The organism is Kitasatospora sp. NPDC057692, from assembly GCF_042799475.1.
GTDB lineage: Bacteria > Actinomycetota > Actinomycetes > Streptomycetales > Streptomycetaceae > Kitasatospora.
This window is the reverse complement of the sequence record NZ_JBHVIV010000126.1, coordinates 1-19,289: the sequence shown is the minus strand read 5'-3', so window position 1 is coordinate 19,289 and position 19,289 is coordinate 1. Positions and strand designations below refer to the sequence as shown.

Genomic DNA, 19,289 nt, shown 5'->3' with positions numbered 1-19,289 from the left:
TCCTCCGGCCGTCCCTGGCCGTAGGTGGCCAGCAGCGCGCCGGCCTCGATCGGGTCGCCCAGCGTCGTCCCGGTACCGTGCGCCTCCACCGCGTCCACGTCCGCCGTGCCCAGGCCGGCCGAGGCCAGCGCGGCCCGGATGACCCGCTGCTGCGAGGGGCCGTTCGGGGCGCTCATGCCGTTGCTCGCGCCGTCCTGGTTGATCGCGGTGCCCCGGACGACCGCCAGCACCCGGTGGCCGTTGCGCCGGGCGTCGGACAGCCGCTCCAGGAGCAGCATGCCGGCGCCCTCGCCCCAGCCGGTGCCGTCGGCGGTCGCGGAGAACGCCTTGCAGCGGCCGTCGGGGGCCTGGCCGCCCTGGCGGCTGAAGTCGATGAAGAGGTTGGGGGTGGACATCACGGTGGCGCCGCCGGCCAGGGCCATCGAGCACTCGCCCCGCCGCAGTGACTCCGCGGCCAGGTGGAGCGCCACCAGCGAGGACGAGCAGGCGGTGTCGACCGTCACCGCCGGACCCTCCAGACCGAAGAGGTAGGAGATCCGGCCGGAGGCGACGCTGCCGGAGCTGCCGCTGCCGATGTACGCCTCCAGGTCCTCCGGCACCTGCGGCAGCCGCAGGCTGTAGTCCTGGTACATCAGGCCCGCGAACACGCCGGTCCGGCTGCCCTTCAGCGAGCCCGGCGCGATGCCGGCCCGCTCGAAGGCCTCCCAGGAGGTCTCCAGCAGCAGCCGCTGCACCGGGTCCATCGCCAGCGCCTCACGCGGCGAGATGCCGAAGAAGGCGGGGTCGAAGTCATAGGCGTCGTAGAGGAACGCGCCCTCGTTCGCGTAGGACTTGCCGGGCAGGCTGCCCGTCGGGTCGTACAGGTCCTCGACGTCCCAGCCGCGGTCCGCCGGCATCGCGGCCATCGCGTCCGTGCCCTGGGCCACCAGCCGCCACAGGTCCTCGGGGCTGCGCACCCCGCCCGGGAAGCGGCAGCTCATGCCGACGATGGCGATCGCGTCCTCGGAGCCGTCGCCGGCCGGTGCCGCGCCCGACGGGCCGGCGGTCGCGACGGCCGTGCGCAGCCGGTCGCCCAGCGCCTCGGTCCGCAGGTACTCGGCGAGCGCGGCGGGGTTCGGGTAGTCGAAGACCAGCGTGGTCGGCAGCCGCAGCCCGGTGGCCGTGTTCAGCCGGTTGCGCAGCTGCACCGAGGTCAGCGAGTCGAAGCCGAGCTCGCGGAAGGCCCGGTCCGCGGTGATCGCGTCGGCCGAGGTGTGCCCCAGCACGGCCGCGACCAGCGAGCGCACCAGCTCCAGCAGGAAGCGCTGCTGCTCGCCCTGGCTTTGCCCCGCGAGGCGCTGCGCGAGCGAGTCGGTCCCGTCCTCCGGCGTCCCGGCCTCCACCACGCGGCGGGCCGGGGTCCGGACCAGGCCCTGGAGCATGGCCGGGACGGAGCCGGTGGCGGCGCTCGCCCGCAGGGCGGCGGTGTCCAGCCGCATCGGCACCAGCAGCGGCTCGTCCAGGGCCGCGGCGGCGTCGAACAGCGCCATGCCCTGGTCGGCGGTGAGCGGGGCCACGCCCGAGCGGGCGGAGCGCGCGGCGTCCTCGGCGTCGAGGCGGCCGGTCATGCCGCTGCGGTCGGCCCACAGGCCCCAGGCCAGTGACCGGCCGGCCAGACCGGCGGCCCGGCGGCGGCGGGCCAGGGCGTCGAGGAACGCGTTGGCGGCGGCGTAGTTGGCCTGGCCGGGGCCGCCGAGGACGCCCGCCGCGGAGGAGTAGAGCACGAAGCCGGACAGGTCCAGCTCCGCGGTCAGCTCGTGTAGGTTGACGGCCGCGTCGACCTTGGGGCGCAGCACCCGGCGTAGCTGATCGGCGGTGAGTCCGCTCACCACGCCGTCGTCCAGCACACCCGCGGTGTGCACGACCGCGGTGAGCGGGTGGGCCGGGTCGATCCCGGCCAGCAGGGCGGCCAGGGCGTCGCGGTCGGCGGCGTCGCAGGCGGCGACCGTCACCGAGGCGCCGGCGGCGGCCAGGTCGGACCGAAGCTGTTCCGCGCCCTCGGCGTCGGGGCCGCGGCGGCTGGTCAGCAGCAGGTGGCGGATGCCGTGCCGGGTGACCAGGTGGCGGGCGAGCAGCCCGCCGAGGGTGCCCGTGCCGCTGATCAGCACGGTGCCGTCGGCGTCCCAGCCGAGGGCGGACCCGGCGTCGGGGACGGCGACCCGGGCCAGCCTGGCCGCCCGGACGGCGCCCTCGCGGACGGCCAGTTGGGGCTCGCCGCCGGCCAGGGCGGCGCGCAGGGCCCGTACCGAGTCCGGGTGCCCGTCGACGTCCACCAGGACGAAGCGGCCGGGGTTCTCGGTCTGGGCGGAGCGGACCAGGCCCCACACCGTGGCGTGCGCCGGGTCGGTCACGTCCTCGCCCGGCAGCGCGGCGGCGCCGCGGGTGACGAACACCAGCCGGGAGTCCGCGAGGCGCTCCTCGCGCAGCCAGGTCTGCACCAGCTCCAGGGCCCGTTCGGCGGCGGCCCGGGCGGACCCTGCCGTGTCGGTCGCGCCGGCCGGGTCGGTGTCCGGTCCGGGGGCGCACGGGACGAGGACGACCTCCGGGACCGGGCCGTCGGCGGCGTCGAGGGCGGCCGGGTCCAGCGGCGCCAGTCCCGGCAGGGCACCGAGGCCCAGCCGGTCCGCGCCCCACACGCCCCAGGGGGCGGCGGGTCCGGGGTCGGCGAGCGTCAGCGGCGTCCAGTCGACCCGGAACAGGGCGTCCGTGAGCGCGGCCCCCGTGCCGGAGAGCTGTTCGGGGCGCATCTCGCGCAGCAGCAGCGCGTCGACCGACGCGACCGGCCGGCCGGCGGTGTCGGCGACCCGGAGGGCGACGGCGTCGGGGCCGGCGGGGGACAGCCGCACCCGTACCTCGCCGGCGCCGGAGGCGTGCAGAGTGACGCCCGTCCACGAGAACGGCAGCCGCCCGTTGCCGCCGGCCTCCTCGGACGCGAACAGCGGCCCGAGCGCGATGCCGTGCAGCGCCGCGTCGAGCAGCGCGGGGTGGAGCCCGAAGGCGCGGGCGCCCTCCCGGTGGTCCTCCGGCAGGCGGACCTCGGCGAAGACGTCGTCACCGAGCCGCCAGGCGGCGCGCAGGCCGCGGAAGGCGGGGCCGTAGCCGAACCCGTTCTCGGCGTACTTCTCGTAGAGGTCCTGGACGGCCAGGGGCTCGGCGCCGGCGGGCGGCCACGCGGAGAGGTCGAAGGAGGCGGCGGCGCCGGCGGGCACGACCGTGCCGGAGGCGTGGGCGATCCAGGCGTCCTCCGCCGCGTGCTCCGCGCGCGAGTAGACGCCCACCGTGCGGCGTCCGGCGGGGTCCGGCTCGCTGACGGTGACCTGCACGGCCACGCCGCCGGTCGCGGGCAGCAGCAGCGGAGCCTGGAGGGTCAGCTCCTCGACCTGCCCGCAGCCGACCCGGTCGGCGGCCTGCACCGCGAGCTCCAGGAACGCCGTGCCGGGCAGCAGGACGCTGCCGGTGAGGGCGTGGTCGGCGAGCCAGGGGGAGGTCTCCAGGGACAGCCGGCCGGTCAGCAGCAGCCGGTCGGAGTCCGCCAGGTGCACGGCGGCACCGAGCAGCGGGTGGTCGGCGGCGCCGAGGCCGGCCGACGCGACGTCCCCGGCGGCCACCGGGGACTCCAGCCAGTAGCGCTGCCGCTGGAACGCGTAGGTGGGCAGCGGGACGCCGCGCGCCCCGGTGCCGGCGAACACCGCCGACCAGTCCACCGAGCCGCCGGCGACGTGCAGTTCGCCGAGCGAGGTGAGGAAGCGGTCGTAGCCGCCCTCGTCGCGCCGCAGCGTGCCCACGGCGACGGCGCCCGAGCCGGCGTCCTCGAAGGTCTCCTGCATCGCCATCGCGAGGACGGTGTGGGGGCTGGCCTCGATGAAGGCGGTGTGGCCGTCGGCGAGCAGCGCGCGGACCGCGCGCTCGAACTCCACCGGCCGGCGCATGTTCCGGTACCAGTAGTCGGCGTCGAGCCCGCCGGTGTCCTGGAGGGCGCCGGTCACCGAGGAGTAGAAGGGGATCTGCGCGGCGCGCGGCTCGACGGGCGCAAGGTCGGCGAGCAGCCGCTCGCGCAGCACGTCCACCTGAGGCGAGTGGCTCGCCATCCGCACCCCGGGGATCCGGCGGGCCTTGACGCCGTCCTCGGTGAGCCCGGCCAGCAGCTCGTCCAGCGCGTCGGGGTCGCCGGCGACCGTCACGGAGGCGGGGCCGTTGGCCGCCGCGAGGGAGAGCCGGCCGGCCAGGGGCTCCAGCCGGGGCGCGATCCGCTCGGCGGAGGCCAGCACCGAGAGCATGCCGCCCTTGCCGTCGATCGTCAGCATCGCCCTGCTGCGCAGCGCCACCACCCGGGCGGCGTCCTCCAGGGACAGGGCGCCCGCCACGTACGCGGCGGCCACCTCGCCCTGGGAGTGGCCGACGACCGCGGCGGGCTCGACGCCGTGCGAGCGCCACAGCGCGGCCAGCGCGACCATCACCGAGAACAGCACCGGCTGGAGGACGTCGACCCGGTCGGCCGACGGCGCACCCTCCGCGCCGCCGAGGACGTCGACCACCGACCAGTCCAGGTACGGGGACAGCGCCGCGTCACATGTGCGCAGCTGCTCGGCGAAGACCGGCGAGGCGGCCAGCAGCGGCCGGGCCATGCCGGCCCACTGCGAGCCCTGGCCCGGGAAGACGAACACCGTCTTGCGGCGGCCGTCCGCCAGGCCCTGGACGAGCTGGGCCGCCGGCTCGCCGGCCGCGAGCGCCCGCAGGGCGGTCAGGAACCCGTCCCGGTCCGGGGCGGTGATCGCGGCGCGGTGCTCCAGCGAGGCGCGCTCCAGGGCCAGCGAGTAGCCCAGGTCGGCGGCGGCCAGGTCGGGGCGGGCGGTCACGTGGTCGAGCAGCCGCCCGGCCTGGGCGCGCAGCGCCTCCGCCGTCCTGCCGGAGACCAGGAAGGGCAGCACCGAGGGGGCCTCGGCCGGGGCCGGGTCGGCGGCGCCGTCCTCGTCCGCCGACGGCTCCGGTGCCTGCTCCAGGATCACATGGGCGTTGGTGCCGCTGAAGCCGAAGCCCGAGACGGCGGCCCGGCGCGGGGCACCGGTGCTCGGCCACTCCCGGGACTCCGTCAGCAGCTCGACGCCGCCGGACTCCCAGTCGACCATCGGGCTGCGGTCCTCGGCGTGCAGGGTCTTCGGCAGGATCCCGTGCTGGAGCGCCAGCACCATCTTGATGACCCCGCCGACCCCGGCCGCGGCCTGGGTGTGCGCGATGTTGGACTTCAGCGAGCCCAGCCAGAGCGGCCGGCCCTCGGGGCGCTCCACGCCGTACGTGGCCAGCAGCGCGCCCGCCTCGATCGGGTCGCCGAGCCGGGTGCCGGTGCCGTGCGCCTCCACCGCGTCCACCTCGGCGGCGGACAGCCGGGCGTCGGCCAGCGCGGCGCGGATCACCCGCTGCTGCGAGGGCCCGTTCGGCGCCGTCAGCCCGCTGCTGGCGCCGTCCTGGTTGACGGCCGAGCCGCGGACCACCGCGAGCACCGGGTGCCCGTTGCGCCGGGCGTCGGACAGCCGCTCCACGAGGAGCATGCCGACGCCCTCGCCCCAGCCGGTGCCGTCCGCCTGCGCCGAGAACGCCTTGCAGCGGCCGTCGGAGGACAGCGCCCGCTGCCGGGCGTACTCGATGAACGCGACCGGGGTCGACATCACCATCGAGCCGCCGACCAGGGCCAGCGAGCAGTCGCCGCGGCGCAGCGCCTGCGCGGCCAGGTGCAGCGCCACCAGCGAGGACGAGCACGCCGTGTCCACCGAGACGGCGGGCCCCTCCAGGCCGAAGGTGTAGGAGATCCGGCCCGAGGCGACGCTGCCCGACCCGCCGGCGCCGAGGTAGCCCTCGACGTCCTCGGGCACCGTGGTCAGCCGGGAGCCGTAGTCCTGGTACATCACGCCCGCGTACACACCGGTCCGGCTGCCCTTGAGCGTCGTCGGGTCGATGCCCGCCCGCTCGAAGGTCTCCCAGGCGGTCTCCAGCAGCAGCCGCTGCTGGGGGTCCATGGCCAGCGCCTCGCGCGGGGAGATGCCGAAGAAGGCGGGGTCGAAGTCGTACGCGTCGGCGAGGAACGCCCCCTCCTCCACGTAGCTCTTGCCCTGGGCGTCCGGGTCGGGGTCGTACATCGCCTCGACGTCCCAGGCCCGGTCCCCGGGCAGCGGACCGACCGCGTCACGCCCCTCGGCCACCAGCCGCCACATGTCCTCCGGGGTGCGCACGCCCCCGGCGTAGCGGCAGCTCATGCCGACGATCGCGATGGGCTCCTGGTCCCGCTCCTCGATCTTCTGCAGACGCTGGCGCGTGCGGTGCAGGTCCGTCGTCACGCGCTTGAGGAAGTCGCGAAGCTTCTCTTCGCTCACGGTGCTCACCGTTCAACCGCCGCTTTCTTCAGGAAAGTCCGAGTTCGTTTTCGATGAAGTCGAAGATCTCGTCGTCGGACGCCGAATCGAGTCCGGCCTCCGCGAGGTCGTCCACCGGGTCCTGGGCGTGGCCCAGCTTCGACAGGAGGTCCTGCAGGCGGGACGCGAGCCTGGTCCGGGAGGCCTCGTCCGCGGCCACCCGCGGCAGGTCCTGCTCCAGCCGGTCGAGTTCGGGGAAGACCAGCGGGGCGGCCGACGGCTCGGCCGGAGTGACCGACTCCGCCAGGTGCGCCGCGATCGCGCTCGTCGTCGGGTAGTCGAACAGCAGGGTGGCGGCCAGCCGCAGCCCGGTCACCCGGCCCAGCTGGTTGCGCAGTTCGACGGCGGTGAGCGAGTCGAAGCCGATCTCCAGCAGCCCGCGGTCGACGTCGATCGCGTTCGGGTCCTTGAACCCGAGGACGGCCGCCGCCTGGCTGCGCACCAGGTCCAGCAGCACCCGGCCGCGCTGCGCCTCGGACATCCCCGCGAGCCGGCCCATCAGCCCGTCGGCGTCCTCGCCGGCCGTGCCGCCGCCCGAGCCGCGGCGGGCCGCCGGCCGGACGGGGGTGCGGACCAGGCTGCGCAGCAGCGGCGGCACCGGGCCGGGACCGCCGGCCTGCGCCGCGACGTCCAGCCGCATCGGCAGCAGCACCGGCGCGTCCAGCGCCCGCGCCGCGTCGAACAGCGCGGCGCCCTCGGCGGAGGAGAACGCGACGATGCCGCCGCGGGCCAGCCGCGAGAGGTCCGCGTCGGCCAGCTTCCCGGTCATCTCGCTGCGCTGCTCCCACAGGCCCCACGCCAGCGACTGCACGGGGAAGCCCTGGGCGCGGCAGTGGGTGGCGTAGGCGTCGAGGAACGCGTTCGCCGCCGCGTAGTTGCCCTGGCCCATGCCGCCGAAGGTGCCGGCGATGGAGGAGAACAGCACCAGGGCGGAGAGCCCGAGGTCGCGGGTCAGCTCGTGCAGGTTGACCGCCGCGTCCACCTTGGGGCGCAGCACCCGGTCGACCCGCTCGGGGGTGAGCCCGCTCACGACGCCGTCGTCCAGCACGCCGGCGGTGTGCACGACCGCGGTGAGCGGGTGCGCGCCGTTGACGCCGGCCAGCAGCCGGGCCAGGTCCGCGCGGTCCGCGACGTCGCAGGCGGCGAGGGTGACGTCGGCGCCGAGCGCCGTCAGCTCGGCGCACAGCTCCTTCGCGCCGTCGGCATCGCCGCCGCGGCGGCTGGTCAGCAGCAGGTGGCGCACGCCGCACTCGGCGACCAGGTGTCGTGCCATCACGCCGCCGATGACGCCGGTGGCGCCGGTGACCAGCACCGTGCCGGTGCCCCAGTCGGGGGCCGGCTGCTCGGCGGGGCCGGACGCGGACGGCGCGGGGACGCGGGCCAGCCTGGCGGCCCGGACGGAGCCGTTGCGCAGGGCCAACTGGGGCTCTTCGGTGACGAGTTCGCGCAGGCGTGCGCCGAGGTCCGCGGCGCCGAGGTCTGTGGCGTCGGTGTTCGCGGCGTCGGTGTCGGCATCGGTGTCGATCAGGACGAACCGGTCCGGGTTCTCCGACTGCGCGGAGCGGACCAGTCCCCAGACCGCCGCGTGCGACAGGTCGGTCACCTGCTCGGCGGGCGTGGCGGCAACGGCGCCGCGGGTGAGGAAGACCATCCGCGACGCGGCGAACCGCTCGTCCGCGAGCCACCCCTGGACCAGTTCCAGCGCCCGGTCGAGGGCCGCCCGCACCGAGGCGGCGAGCCCCTCGGCGTCGGCGGGCCGCGGCGCGCAGGACACGAGGACGAACTCGGGCGCGGCCGCCGGGTCCGTGGCGGCGGCCAGGGCGTCCAGGTCCGGGTAGGCCGGCAGCCCCTGCGCCGCCGCCACACCGAAGTCGTCGCCACCGACCAGGGCCCAGCCCGTGGTGGTGGACGGCTGGGCGTCGGTGCTCGCTCCGAGCTCGGGCCAGTCGAGGACGTACAGGGAGTCGCCCGCGGCGGGAGCGCCCAGCCGCTCGGGCCGCGCCCGCAAGGCGAGCGAGTCGACCGTCGCCACCGGCCGGCCGATCGGGTCCGACAGGGTCAGCGACACCGTGTCGGGGCCGACCGGCGTCAGCCGCACCCGCACCTCCCCGGCGCCCGAACCGTGCAGGGTGACACCCGCCCAGGAGAACGGCAGCTTCCCGCCGCCGAGTTGGAGTGCCGGGCTCAGGGCGATGCTGTGCAGGGCGGCGTCGAGCAGGGCCGGGTGCAGGCCGTAGGCACCGGCCGTGGACTGCTGCTCGTCGGGCAGCCGCACCTCGGCGTGGACGGTGTCGCCGACCAGCCAGGCCGCCCTGATGCCCTGGAAGGCGGGGCCGTAGCCGAAGCCGCCCTCGGCGAAGCGCTCGTAGAGGTCGCCGACCTCGATCGGCGTGGCACCCTCCGGCGGCCAGACGCCCTGGAGGTCGTACGAACCCTCCTGCGCGCCCACTCCGACGACGCCGCTGGCGTGGCGGGTCCAGGGGTGGTCGGGGTGGGTGTGTTCGGGGCGGGAGTGGATGGTGATGGTGCGGGTGTTGTTGGTGTCGGGTGCTTCGGTGGTGATCTGGAGGGTGATGCCGCCGTGTTCGGGGAGGATGAGGGGTGCTTCGAGGGTGAGTTCGTGGATGTGGTCGTAGTTGACGCGGTGGGCGGTTTGGAGGGCGAGTTCGAGGAAGGCGGTGCCGGGGAAGAGGGTGGTGCCGGAGACGGCGTGGTCGGCGAGCCAGGGGTGGGTCTGGGTGGAGAGGCGGCCGGTGAGGATGAGGCGGTCGGTGTCGGCGAGGGGGAGGGCTGCGCCGAGGAGGGGGTGTCCGGTGGTGTGGAGGCCGGCGTGGGTGAGGTCGGTGGTGGGGTGGGGGGCGTCGAGCCAGTAGCGGTCGCGTTGGAAGGCGTAGGTGGGGAGGTCGACGCGGTGGGCTCCGGTGAAGATCGTGTCCCAGTCGACGGTCAGGCCGGTTGCGTGCAGGCGGCCGAGCGCGGCGATTGCGGTTTCGTCCTCGGGGCGGTTCTTGCGGAGGAGGGGGATGAACTCGCCGTCCTGGACGCAGGAGTGGGCCATGGCGGTGAGGACGGCGCTGGGGCCGATCTCGACGAACCGGGTGACGCCGTGTGCGGCGAGGGCGGTCATGCCGTCGTGGAAGCGGACCGATCCACGGACGTGGCGGACCCAGTAGTCGGGTGAGCAGACGAGTTCGGGCGAGGCCACGTCGCCGGTGACGTTGGAGACCAGGGCAATTGTGGGCTCGTGGTATTCCAGGCCCTGGGCGATCTGGCGGAAGTCCTCCAGCATCGGTTCCATCAGAGGCGAGTGGAAGGCGTGGCTGACGCGCAGGCGGGTGGATTTCCAGCCGCCGGCTTCGACGATGGCCTGGACGGTGTCCTCGTGGCCGGAGAGGACGGTGGCGGTGGGGCCGTTGAGGGCGGCGATGGAGACACGGTCCTCGTGGCCGATCAGGTGGGGGAGGAGGTCTTCTTCGGTGGCGATGACGGAGACCATGGCGCCGTCGGCGGGCAGGGCCTGCATCAGGCGTCCGCGGGCGGCCACGAGGGCGCATGCGTCGGGGAGTGACCAGACACCGGCGACATGGGCGGCGGCGAGTTCGCCGACGGAGTGGCCGACGAGGTAGTCGGCGCGTATGCCCCAGGATTCGACGAGTCGGAACAGTGCGACCTCGATCGCGAAGAGCGCGGCCTGTGCGTAGCCGGTGCCCTCCAGCGCGGTGGCGTCGGAGGTGAGGACCTCGCGCAGCGGACGGTCGAGGTGTTCGTCGACGGCGGCGCAGACCTCGTCGAAGGCGGCGGCGAACACCGGGAACGCCTCGTACAACTCCTGGCCCATGCCGAGCCGTTGTGCGCCCTGGCCGGTGAACAGGAACGCCGTCCGGCCGGACACGGTTCGCGTCCCGTCGCCGGGGCCGTCGGCCAGGGCCGCCAGGCCGCTCAGCAGCTCCTCGACGTCACGCCCGACCACCACGGCGCGGTGCTCGAACGCCGTCCGGCCGGTCGCCAGCGAGTAGCCCACGTCGGCGGGGGACAGCTCGGGCGAGGCCGTCACGTGCTCGCGCAGCCGCCAGGCCTGGGCCCGCAGCGCCTCCGCCGACTTGCCGGACAGCACCCACGGCACCACGGCACCACCGCCGGGGGCCGCGGTAGGCGCGTCGGCCTCGTCGGGCGCCTGCTCCAGGATCAGGTGGACGTTGGTGCCGCTGACGCCGAACGCCGACACACCGGCCCGGCGCGGAGCACCGGTCTGCGGCCACGGCCGCGCCTCCGTCAGCAGCTCGACCGCCCCCGCCGACCAGTCGATCTTCTCCGACCGCTCGTCGGCGTGCAGCGTGCGCGGCAGCACACCCTGCCGGATCGCCATCACGGTCTTGATCACACCGGCCACGCCGGAGGCGGCCTGGGTGTGGCCGATGTTGGACTTGAGCGCCCCGAGCCACAGCGGCCGGTCGGCGGGCCGTCCCTGGCCGTAGGTGGCGAGCAGGGCGCCGGCCTCGATCGGGTCGCCGAGCGGGGTGCCGGTGCCGTGCGCCTCGACCGCGTCCACGTCCGCAGGCGAGAGTCCGGCGGAGGCGAGTGCCGTCTGGATGACGCGCTGCTGCGCGGGGCCGTTCGGGGCGGTGAGGCCGTTGCTGGCGCCGTCCTGGTTGACGGCGGAGCCCCGGAGCACCGCGAGCACCGGGTGCCCGTTGCGCTGAGCGTCGGACAGCCGCTCCAGCAGGATCATGCCGACGCCCTCGGACCATCCGGCGCCGTCCGCCTGGGCGGAGAACGCCCGGCAGCGGCCGTCGGGGGACATCGCCCGCTGGCGGCTGAACTCGATGAAGCTGTCCATGGTGGACATCACGACCACACCGCCGGCCAGCGCCATCGAGCACTCGCCCCGGCGCAGCGACTGCGCGGCCAGGTGCAGGGCGAGCAGCGAGGAGGAGCAGGCCGTGTCGACGGTCAGCGAGGGGCCCTGGAGGCCGAAGGTGTAGGAGACCCGCCCGGAGGCGACGCTGCTGGCGCTGCCCGTCGCGAGGTAGCCCTCGAACTCCTCGGGCGCCTGCTGGAAGCGGGACCCGTAGTCGTTGTAGCTGGCGCCGATGAACACGCCCGCCTCGGTGCCCTTCATCGACTCGGGCGCGATGCCGGCCCGCTCGAAGGCCTCCCAGGTGGTCTCCAGCAGCAGTCGCTGCTGCGGGTCGATCGCCAGCGCCTCGCGCGGGGAGATACCGAAGAACGTCGGGTCGAAGTGGTCGGCGTCGTACAGGAATCCGCCGCCGCGCGCGTAGAAGGTGCCGGGCTTGTCGGGGTCCGGGTCGTAGCGGCCCTCGATGTCCCAGCCCCGGCCGGTGGGGAAACCGGCGACCGCGTCGCGGCCCTGGTCGACCAGCTCCCACAGCTCCTCGGGGGTGGTCACACCGCCGGGGAGCCGGCAGCTCATCGCGACGATCGCGATCGGGTCGTCGGCCACGGCCGCGGTCCCGGCCGTCGGCGCGGGGGCGGCCGGCCGGGTGTCGACCAGCTCGGCGTGCAGGTGCCGGGCCAGCGCGGTGACCGACGGGTAGTCGAAGACCAGGGTGACCGGCAGCCGCATGCCCGTCGCGGCCGACAGCCGGTTGCGCAGGTCGACGGCGGTGAGCGAGTCGAAGCCCAGCTCGCGGAAGGCCCGGCCCTCCTCGACGGACTCGGGACCGGTGTAGCCGAGCACGGCGGCCACCTGGGCGCTGACCAGCTCCACCAGGGCCTGGACCGCATCCCCGTCGGACAGACCCGCCAGCTGCTGCGCCAGCGGGGAGTCACCGCCGCTCCCGCCGGCCGCAGCGCCGGACCCGGCGGCGCCGGGCACACCGCGGACCTCGGGCAGTTCGGCGAGCGCGGGCGCGGTGGGACCGGCGGGCGAGGACGCCGTCAGCCGCTCCCAGTCGATGTCGGCCACGGCCACGAACGGGTCGCCCAGATCCAGGGCCTGCTGGAGTGCGGCGATCGCCGACGCCGGCTCCATCGCCGGCATGCCGCCCTTGCGCAGCCGGGCCTCGGTGGCGTCGTCGACCAGACCGCCGCCGGCCCAGGGGCCCCAGGCGACGGAGGTCGCGGCCAGACCGGCGGCGCCGCGCTGCTGGGCCAGCGCGTCCAGGAAGGCGTTGGCCGCCGCGTAGCTGCCCTGGCCGGGGCCGCCCAGCGTGCCCGCGAAGGAGGAGAACAGGACGAAGGCGGTCAGGTCCCGGTTCGCGGTCAGCTCGTGCAGGTTCAGCGCGGCGTCCACCTTGGGCCGCAGCACGGTGCGGGCCCGCTCCGCGGTGAGGGTGTCGATGACCCCGTCGTCCAGGACGCCGGCGGTGTGGAAGACCGACCGCACCGGGGAGCCCTCGGCGTCGAGGAGGCCGAGCAGTTCGGCCAGGGCGTCGCGGTCGGCGGTGTCGCAGGCGGCGAGGGTGACGCGGGCGCCGAGGTCGGTGAGTTCGGCCTCCAGCTGCTGCGCGCCGGGGGCGGCCGCTCCGCTGCGGCTGACGAGGACGAGGTGCTCGGCGCCGTTGCCGGCCAGCCAGCGGGCGACGTGGCGGCCGAGGCCGCCGGTGCCGCCGGTGATCAGCGCGGTGCCCTGGGGCTGCCAGGTCCCGCGCTCCGCGCTTCCCGGCGTGGCGCGGACGAGCCGCCGGCCGAAGGCCGCGGAGGTGCGGACGGCGATCTCGGCCTCCGCGCCGTGCCGGCCCGCCAGCGCCGTGGCCAGGCGTGCCGCGGTGACGGGGTCGAGGGCCGCGGGGAGGTCGATCATGCCGCCCCAGCGCTGCGGGTACTCCAGTGCGGCGATCCGACCCAGGCCCCAGACCATCGACTGGAGCGGGTCCGCGACGGACTCCGGCCTGCCGGTGGTGACGGCGCCGCGGGTGGCGAGCCAGAGCGGGGCGTCGACGCCCGCGTCGCCGAGTGCCTGGATCAGCGTCAGCGAGTGGGCGAAGCCGGCCGGCAGCTCGGGGTGGGTCGGGTGCGGGCCGTCGGTCAGGGCCAGCAGGGAGAGCACCCCGGCCGGGGCCGTGCCGTCCAGCGCCTCCCGGATGCGGGCGGCGAGCGCCTCGCGGTCGGCGTCGTCCGCGCCGATCTCCAGGGGCAGCAAGGTCATGCCCTGCCGGGTGAGGGCCTCGGCCACCGGGGCCGTTCCGGAGCGGTCGGCCGGGGTCATCAGCAGCCAGGTTCCCGAGGGAGCGCCGGGTGTCGGCTCCGCCAGGGGCTTCCAGGTGATGCGGTAGCGCCAGGAGTCGGTGACGGCCTGTTCGCGGCTGCGGCGGCGCCAGGAGGCGAGGGAGGGGAGGAGGGGGAGGAGGGTGTCGGGTGCGTCGAGGTCGAGGGTGGTGAGGAGGGAGTCGAGGTCCTCGCGTTCGACGGCGTCCCAGAACGCGCTCTCCGCAGGGTCGGCCCCGAGGACGGTGGCTGCCGGGGTGGTGCCTCGGTCTTCGAGCCAGTAGCTGCGGCGGTCGAAGGCGTAGGTGGGCAGGTCGGTGCGGTGGTGGGTGTCGGGGTTGAGGGTTGTCTGCCAGTCGATGGTGGTGCCGTGGGTGAAGAGGTGGGCGGCGGAGGTGAGGAAGCGGGTGGGGCCGCCTTCGTTGCGGCGCAGGGTGCCGGTGACGACGCTGTCCGCGTTGGCTGCGTCGAGGGTTTCCTGGAGGGCCATGGTGAGGACGGGGTGGGGGCTGGCCTCGATGAAGACGCCGTATCCGTCGCGGGCGAGGGCTTTTGTCGCGGTGTCGAGTTGGACGGTCTGGCGGAGGTTGGTGTACCAGTACTCGGCGTTGAGGGTGGCGGTGTCGATGGGCGCGCCGGTGACGGTGGAGTAGAACGGCACGGTCGTGGAGCGCGGTGCGATCGGCGCCAGTGTCTCCAGCAGTTCTTCGCGGATGCGTTCGACCTGGACGGAGTGGGAGGCGTAGTCGACGGGGATGAGCTTGGCGCGGATGCCGTCGGTTTCGCAGGAGGTCTGGAGTTCGCGGAGGGCTTCGGGTTCGCCGGCGACGACCATGGAGGTGGGTCCGTTGACGGCGGCGAGGGAGATGCGTTCGCCCCACGGCGCCATTCGGGGGAGGAGTGCGTCCTGGGGCAGGGAGACGGACATCATGCCGCCGGTGCCGGAGAGGGCGCGGATGGCCTGGCTGCGCAGGGTGACGACGCGGGCGGCGTCGTCCAGTGACAGGGCTCCGGCGACGCAGGCGGCGGCGATCTCGCCCTGGGAGTGGCCGACGACGGCGTCCGGGATGACGCCGAGGGAGGCCCAGAGGGCGGAGAGGGAGACCATGACGGCGAAGAGGGCGGGCTGGACGACGTCGACGCGGTCGAAGGTCGGGGCGCCGGGGGCTTCGCGCAGGACGTCTTGGAGGGACCAGTCGACGAACGGGGCGAGGGCCTGTTCGCATTCGGTGAGGCGTTGGGCGAAGACGGGTGAGGTGTCGAGGAGTTCGACGGCCATGCCGGCCCATTGGGAGCCCTGGCCGGGGAAGACGAACACCCGCCGGCCGACGGGGCCCGCGACGGCGGTGGTCACGTTGTCGGCGGGGGTGTCGGCGGCCAGTGCGGCGAGGCCGGCGGTGGCGTCGGCGGTGTCGGTCGCGAGGATCACGGCGCGGTGCTCGAACACGGCGCGTGAGGCGATCAGGGAGTAGCCGACCTCGCCCAACTCGGTTCCGCCGTCGGCGAGGAGGGCGCCGAGGCGTTCGGCCTGGCCGCGCAGGGACGCGGCACTGCGCGCCGACACCACCAACGGCACCACACCCGCACTCATCACGGACGTGTGGTTCTCGACGGCGGCCGGCTCCTCCGGCGGCGCCTGCTCCAGAACGATGTGGGCGTTGGTGCCGCTCACGCCGAAGGACGACACACCGGCCCGGCGGGGCTCCTCGCCCTGCGGCCACGGCCGGGCCTCCGTCAGCAGCCGCACCGCGCCGGACTCCCAGTCCACCTTCCGCGACGGCTCGGCGACGTGCAGCGTGCGCGGCAGCACCCCGTGCCGCAGCGCCATCACCATCTTGATGACCCCGGCCACCCCGGACGCCGCCTGGGCGTGCCCGAGGTTGGACTTGACCGAGCCCAGCCAGAGCGGCCGCTCGGCGGGCCGGCCCTGGCCGTACGTCGCGAGCAGGGCGCCGGCCTCGATCGGGTCGCCCAGCGTCGTCCCGGTACCGTGCGCCTCGACCAGGTCGACCTGCTCGGGCTTCAGCCGGGCATTGGCCAGCGCGGCCCGGATCACCCGCTGCTGCGCCGGGCCGTTCGGGGCGCTGAGGCCGTTGCTCGCGCCGTCCTGGTTGATCGCGCTGCCCCGGATCACGGCGAGCACCGGGTGACCGTTGCGCCGGGCGTCGGACAGCCGCTCCAGCAGCACCACGCCGACGCCTTCGCCGAGGCCCATGCCGTCGGCGTCCTCGCTGAACGCCTTGCAGCGACCGTCCAGGGCCAGGCCGCGCTGGCGGCTGAAGCCGACCAGGCCGAGCGGGTCGGCCATGATCGCGGCGCCGCCGACCATGGCCATCGCGCAGTCGCCCTGCCGCAGCGACTGGACGGCGAGGTGCAGGGCCACCAGCGAGGACGAGCAGGCGGTGTCGACCGTGACGGCGGGGCCCTCCAGGCCGAGGGTGTACGAGACGCGGCCGGAGATGACGCTGGTCGACATGCCGGTGACCAGGTGGCCCTGCACGCCGTCGGGCACGTTCTGGTAGTCGATGCCCCAACCCTGGTACGCCGCCCCGACGAAGAGGCCGACCTTGTTGCCGTGCAGGGCCGAGGGATCGATGCCGGCCCGCTCGAAGGCCTCCCAGGAGGTCTCCAGCAGCAGCCGCTGCTGCGGGTCCATGGCGCTCGCCTCGCGCGGCGAGATGCCGAAGAACGCCGGGTCGAAACGGTCGGCGTCGTGCAGGAAGCCGCCCTCGGTCGTGTAGACCTTGCCGTGCTCGTCCGGGTCCGGGTCGTAGAGGCCGTCCAGGTCCCAGCCGCGGTTGACGGGGAGCCCGGAGATGGCGTCCTTCTCCTCCGCGACCAGGTTCCACAGCTCCTCCGGGGAGGCGACCCCGGGGTAGCGGCAGCTCATGGCGACGATGCCGATCGGCTCCCGCGAGGCCGCCGTGAGCTGCTGGTTGGCCCGCCGCAGCCGCTCGGTCTCCTTCAGAGACTCGCGCAGCGCTCCGACGATCTTGGCATCGGCGCTCGTCATCATCTGCTCCGCTCTTTGCGTCTTCTCAGAGGTCATTTGTCGTACGCCATGCGGATCAGGCCGTCGACGTCCAGATCGTCGATGGCACCGGCGGAGTCGTCGTCGCCGAGCACCGCGGCGGAATCGGTGTCGGGCGACTGGGCCAGCCTGCGCAGCTCGTCGAGCAGTCCGGACTCCTGGAGCCGCAGCAGCGGGATCGAGTCCAGCAGCTCCCTGACCTCCGCCTCGGCGGGGTCGGCCGGGGCCGTGCGGCCCTGGTCGGGGAAGAGCGCGGTGCCGAGGTGCTCGGCCAGCGCCCGGGCCCTCGGGTAGTCGAACACCACCGTGACGGGAAGGCGCAGCCCGGTCGCGGCGGTCAGCCGGTTGCGCAGGTCGACGGCGCTCAGGGAGTCGAACCCGAGCTCGCGGAAGGCCCGCGACTCGTCGACGGCCGCCGGGCCGGGGTAGCCGAGCACCGCGGCGATCTGGGTGCACACCAGCTCGGAGAGGGCCCGCCGGCGGTCCTCGGCGGTCAGCCCGGCCAGCCGCAGGCGCATCGACGAGTCGTCGCCCCCGGTCTCGGCCGGTGCGGCTTCGGTGGCCAGGATCCTCGCCACCTCCGGCACCCCGCCGAGCAGCGGGCTGGGCCGTGCGGAGGTGAACACCGGCACGAAGCGCTCCCAGTCGACGTCCGCGACGACCACCACGCTGTCGTCGCGGTCCATGACCTGCTGGAAGGCGTCGATGGCCAGCCTCGGCGACATGAACGGGATGCCGCGGCCGCGCAGCTGCTCCTCGGCGAGGTTGGCGGCCATGCCGCCGCCGTCCTCCGGGCTCCAGATGCCCCAGACCACCGAGGTGGCGGCGAGCCCCCGGGCCCGGCGCCGCTCGGCGAGGCCGTCGAGGTACGCGTTGGCCGCCGCGTACGCGCCGTGCTCCCCGCTTCCCCAGACCGCGGAGATGGAGGAGAAGAGCACGAAGGCGTCCAGTTCGGAGCCGTCGAACACGGCGTCCAGGTTGGCCGCGCCGACGATCTTCGCGTGGGCGGTGTCGGAGAACTCCAGGAGGTCGGTGTCCGCGAGCGGCACGAGCACGCCCGCGCCCGCGATGTGCATCACGGTGCGGATCGTCGAACCGTCGGCCTCCAGCTGCCGGACCAGCGCGGTCAGGGCGTCGAGGTCGGTCACGTCGCAGGCGGCGAGGGTGACGCGGGCGCCGAGGTCGGTGAGTTCGGCCTCCAGCTGCTGCGCGCCGGGGGCGGCCGCTCCGCTGCGGCTGGTGAGGACGAGGTGTTCGGCGCCGTTGCGGGCCAGCCAGCGCGCCGTCTGGCTGCCGATGCCGCCGGTGCCGCCGGTGATCAGGACGGTGCCGCGGGGCTTCCAGGCCGGGACGGGGTCGGCCGCGGCCAGCGACGACCGGACCAGCCTGCGGACGAGGAGCCGGGTGCCGCGCACGGCGAGCTGGTCCTCGTCCTCGGGGCCGGCCAGGGCCGCGCACAGCAGCGCGGCTGCGCGGCCGTCCAGACTCTCGGGGAGATCGATCATGCCGCCCCAGCGCTGCGGGTGCTCCAGCGCGGCGACCCGGCCCAGGCCCCACACGGCGGCCTGCACGGGGTCGACCGGCAGATCGCTGCCTGCGGTTCCGGCGGGGGCGGTGGTGACGGCGCCGCGGGTGGCGAGCCAGAGCGGGGCGTCGACGCCCGCGTCGCCGAGCGCCTGGATCAGCGTCAGGGTGAGGCCGAGTCCGACCGGCAGGTCCGGGCAGCCCGGGTGCGGGCCGTCGGTCAGGGCCAGCAGGGAGAGCACCCCGGCGGGGGCCGTGCCGTCCAGCGCCTCCCGCAGCTGCGAGGCGAGCGCCTCGCGGTCGGCGTCCGCCGGCTTCACCTCCAGGGGCACCACGGTCATGCCCTGGTCGCGCAGTGCCTCGATCACCTGCTGCGCCTCGGGGGCGCCGGCGGGGACCACGACCGGCCAGGTGCCGGACGGCACGGTGGTCCGGGGATCGGCCAGGGGCTTCCAGGTGATGCGGTAGCGCCAGGAGTCGGTGACGGCCTGTTCGCGGCTGCGGCGTCGCCAGGAGGCGAGGGAGGGGAGGAGGGGGAGGAGGGTGTCGGGTGCGTCGAGGTCGAGGGTGGTGAGGAGGGAGTCGAGGTCCTCGCGCTCCACGGCGTCCCAGAAGGCGCTTTCGACGGGGTCGGCGCCGGTGGTGGTGGCGGTGCTGGCGGTTGCGGGTTCGAGCCAGTAGCTGCGGCGGTCGAAGGCGTAGGTGGGCAGGTCGGTGCGGTGGTGGGTGTCGGGGGTGAGGGTTGTCTGCCAGTCGATGGTGGTGCCGTGGGTGAAGAGGTGGGCGGCGGAGGCGAGGAAGCGGGTGGGGCCGCCTTCGTTGCGGCGCAGGGTTCCTGTGACGACGCTGTCCGCGTTGGCTGCGTCGAGGGTTTCCTGGAGGGCCATGGTGAGGACGGGGTGGGGGCTGGCCTCGATGAAGACGCCGTATCCGTCGCGGGCGAGGGCTTTTGTCGCGGTGTCGAGTTGGACGGTCTGGCGGAGGTTGGTGTACCAGTACTCGGCGTTGAGGGTGGCGGTGTCGATGGGTGCGCCGGTGACGGTGGAGTAGAACGGCACGGTCGTGGAGCGCGGTGCGATCGGCGCCAGTGTCTCCAGCAGTTCTTCGCGGATGCGTTCGACCTG

General features: G+C 74.9%; 3 protein-coding genes. All 3 read right to left on the bottom strand.

The features are described from left to right. On the bottom strand, positions 1-6,404 hold a 6,404-nt coding region (locus ACFVFS_RS37900), incomplete at its 3' end, for an SDR family NAD(P)-dependent oxidoreductase (RefSeq protein ID WP_380629555.1). Between the two features lie 28 nt (positions 6,405-6,432). Next, complete coding sequence (locus ACFVFS_RS37895; RefSeq protein ID WP_380629556.1) at positions 6,433-16,602, bottom strand: type I polyketide synthase; 10,170 nt, start codon at positions 16,600-16,602, stop codon at positions 6,433-6,435. Positions 16,603-16,655: 53 nt separating this feature from the next. Further along, a partial coding sequence (locus tag ACFVFS_RS37890) for a type I polyketide synthase (protein ID WP_380629554.1) occupies positions 16,656-19,289 on the bottom strand: 2,634 nt, incomplete at its 5' end.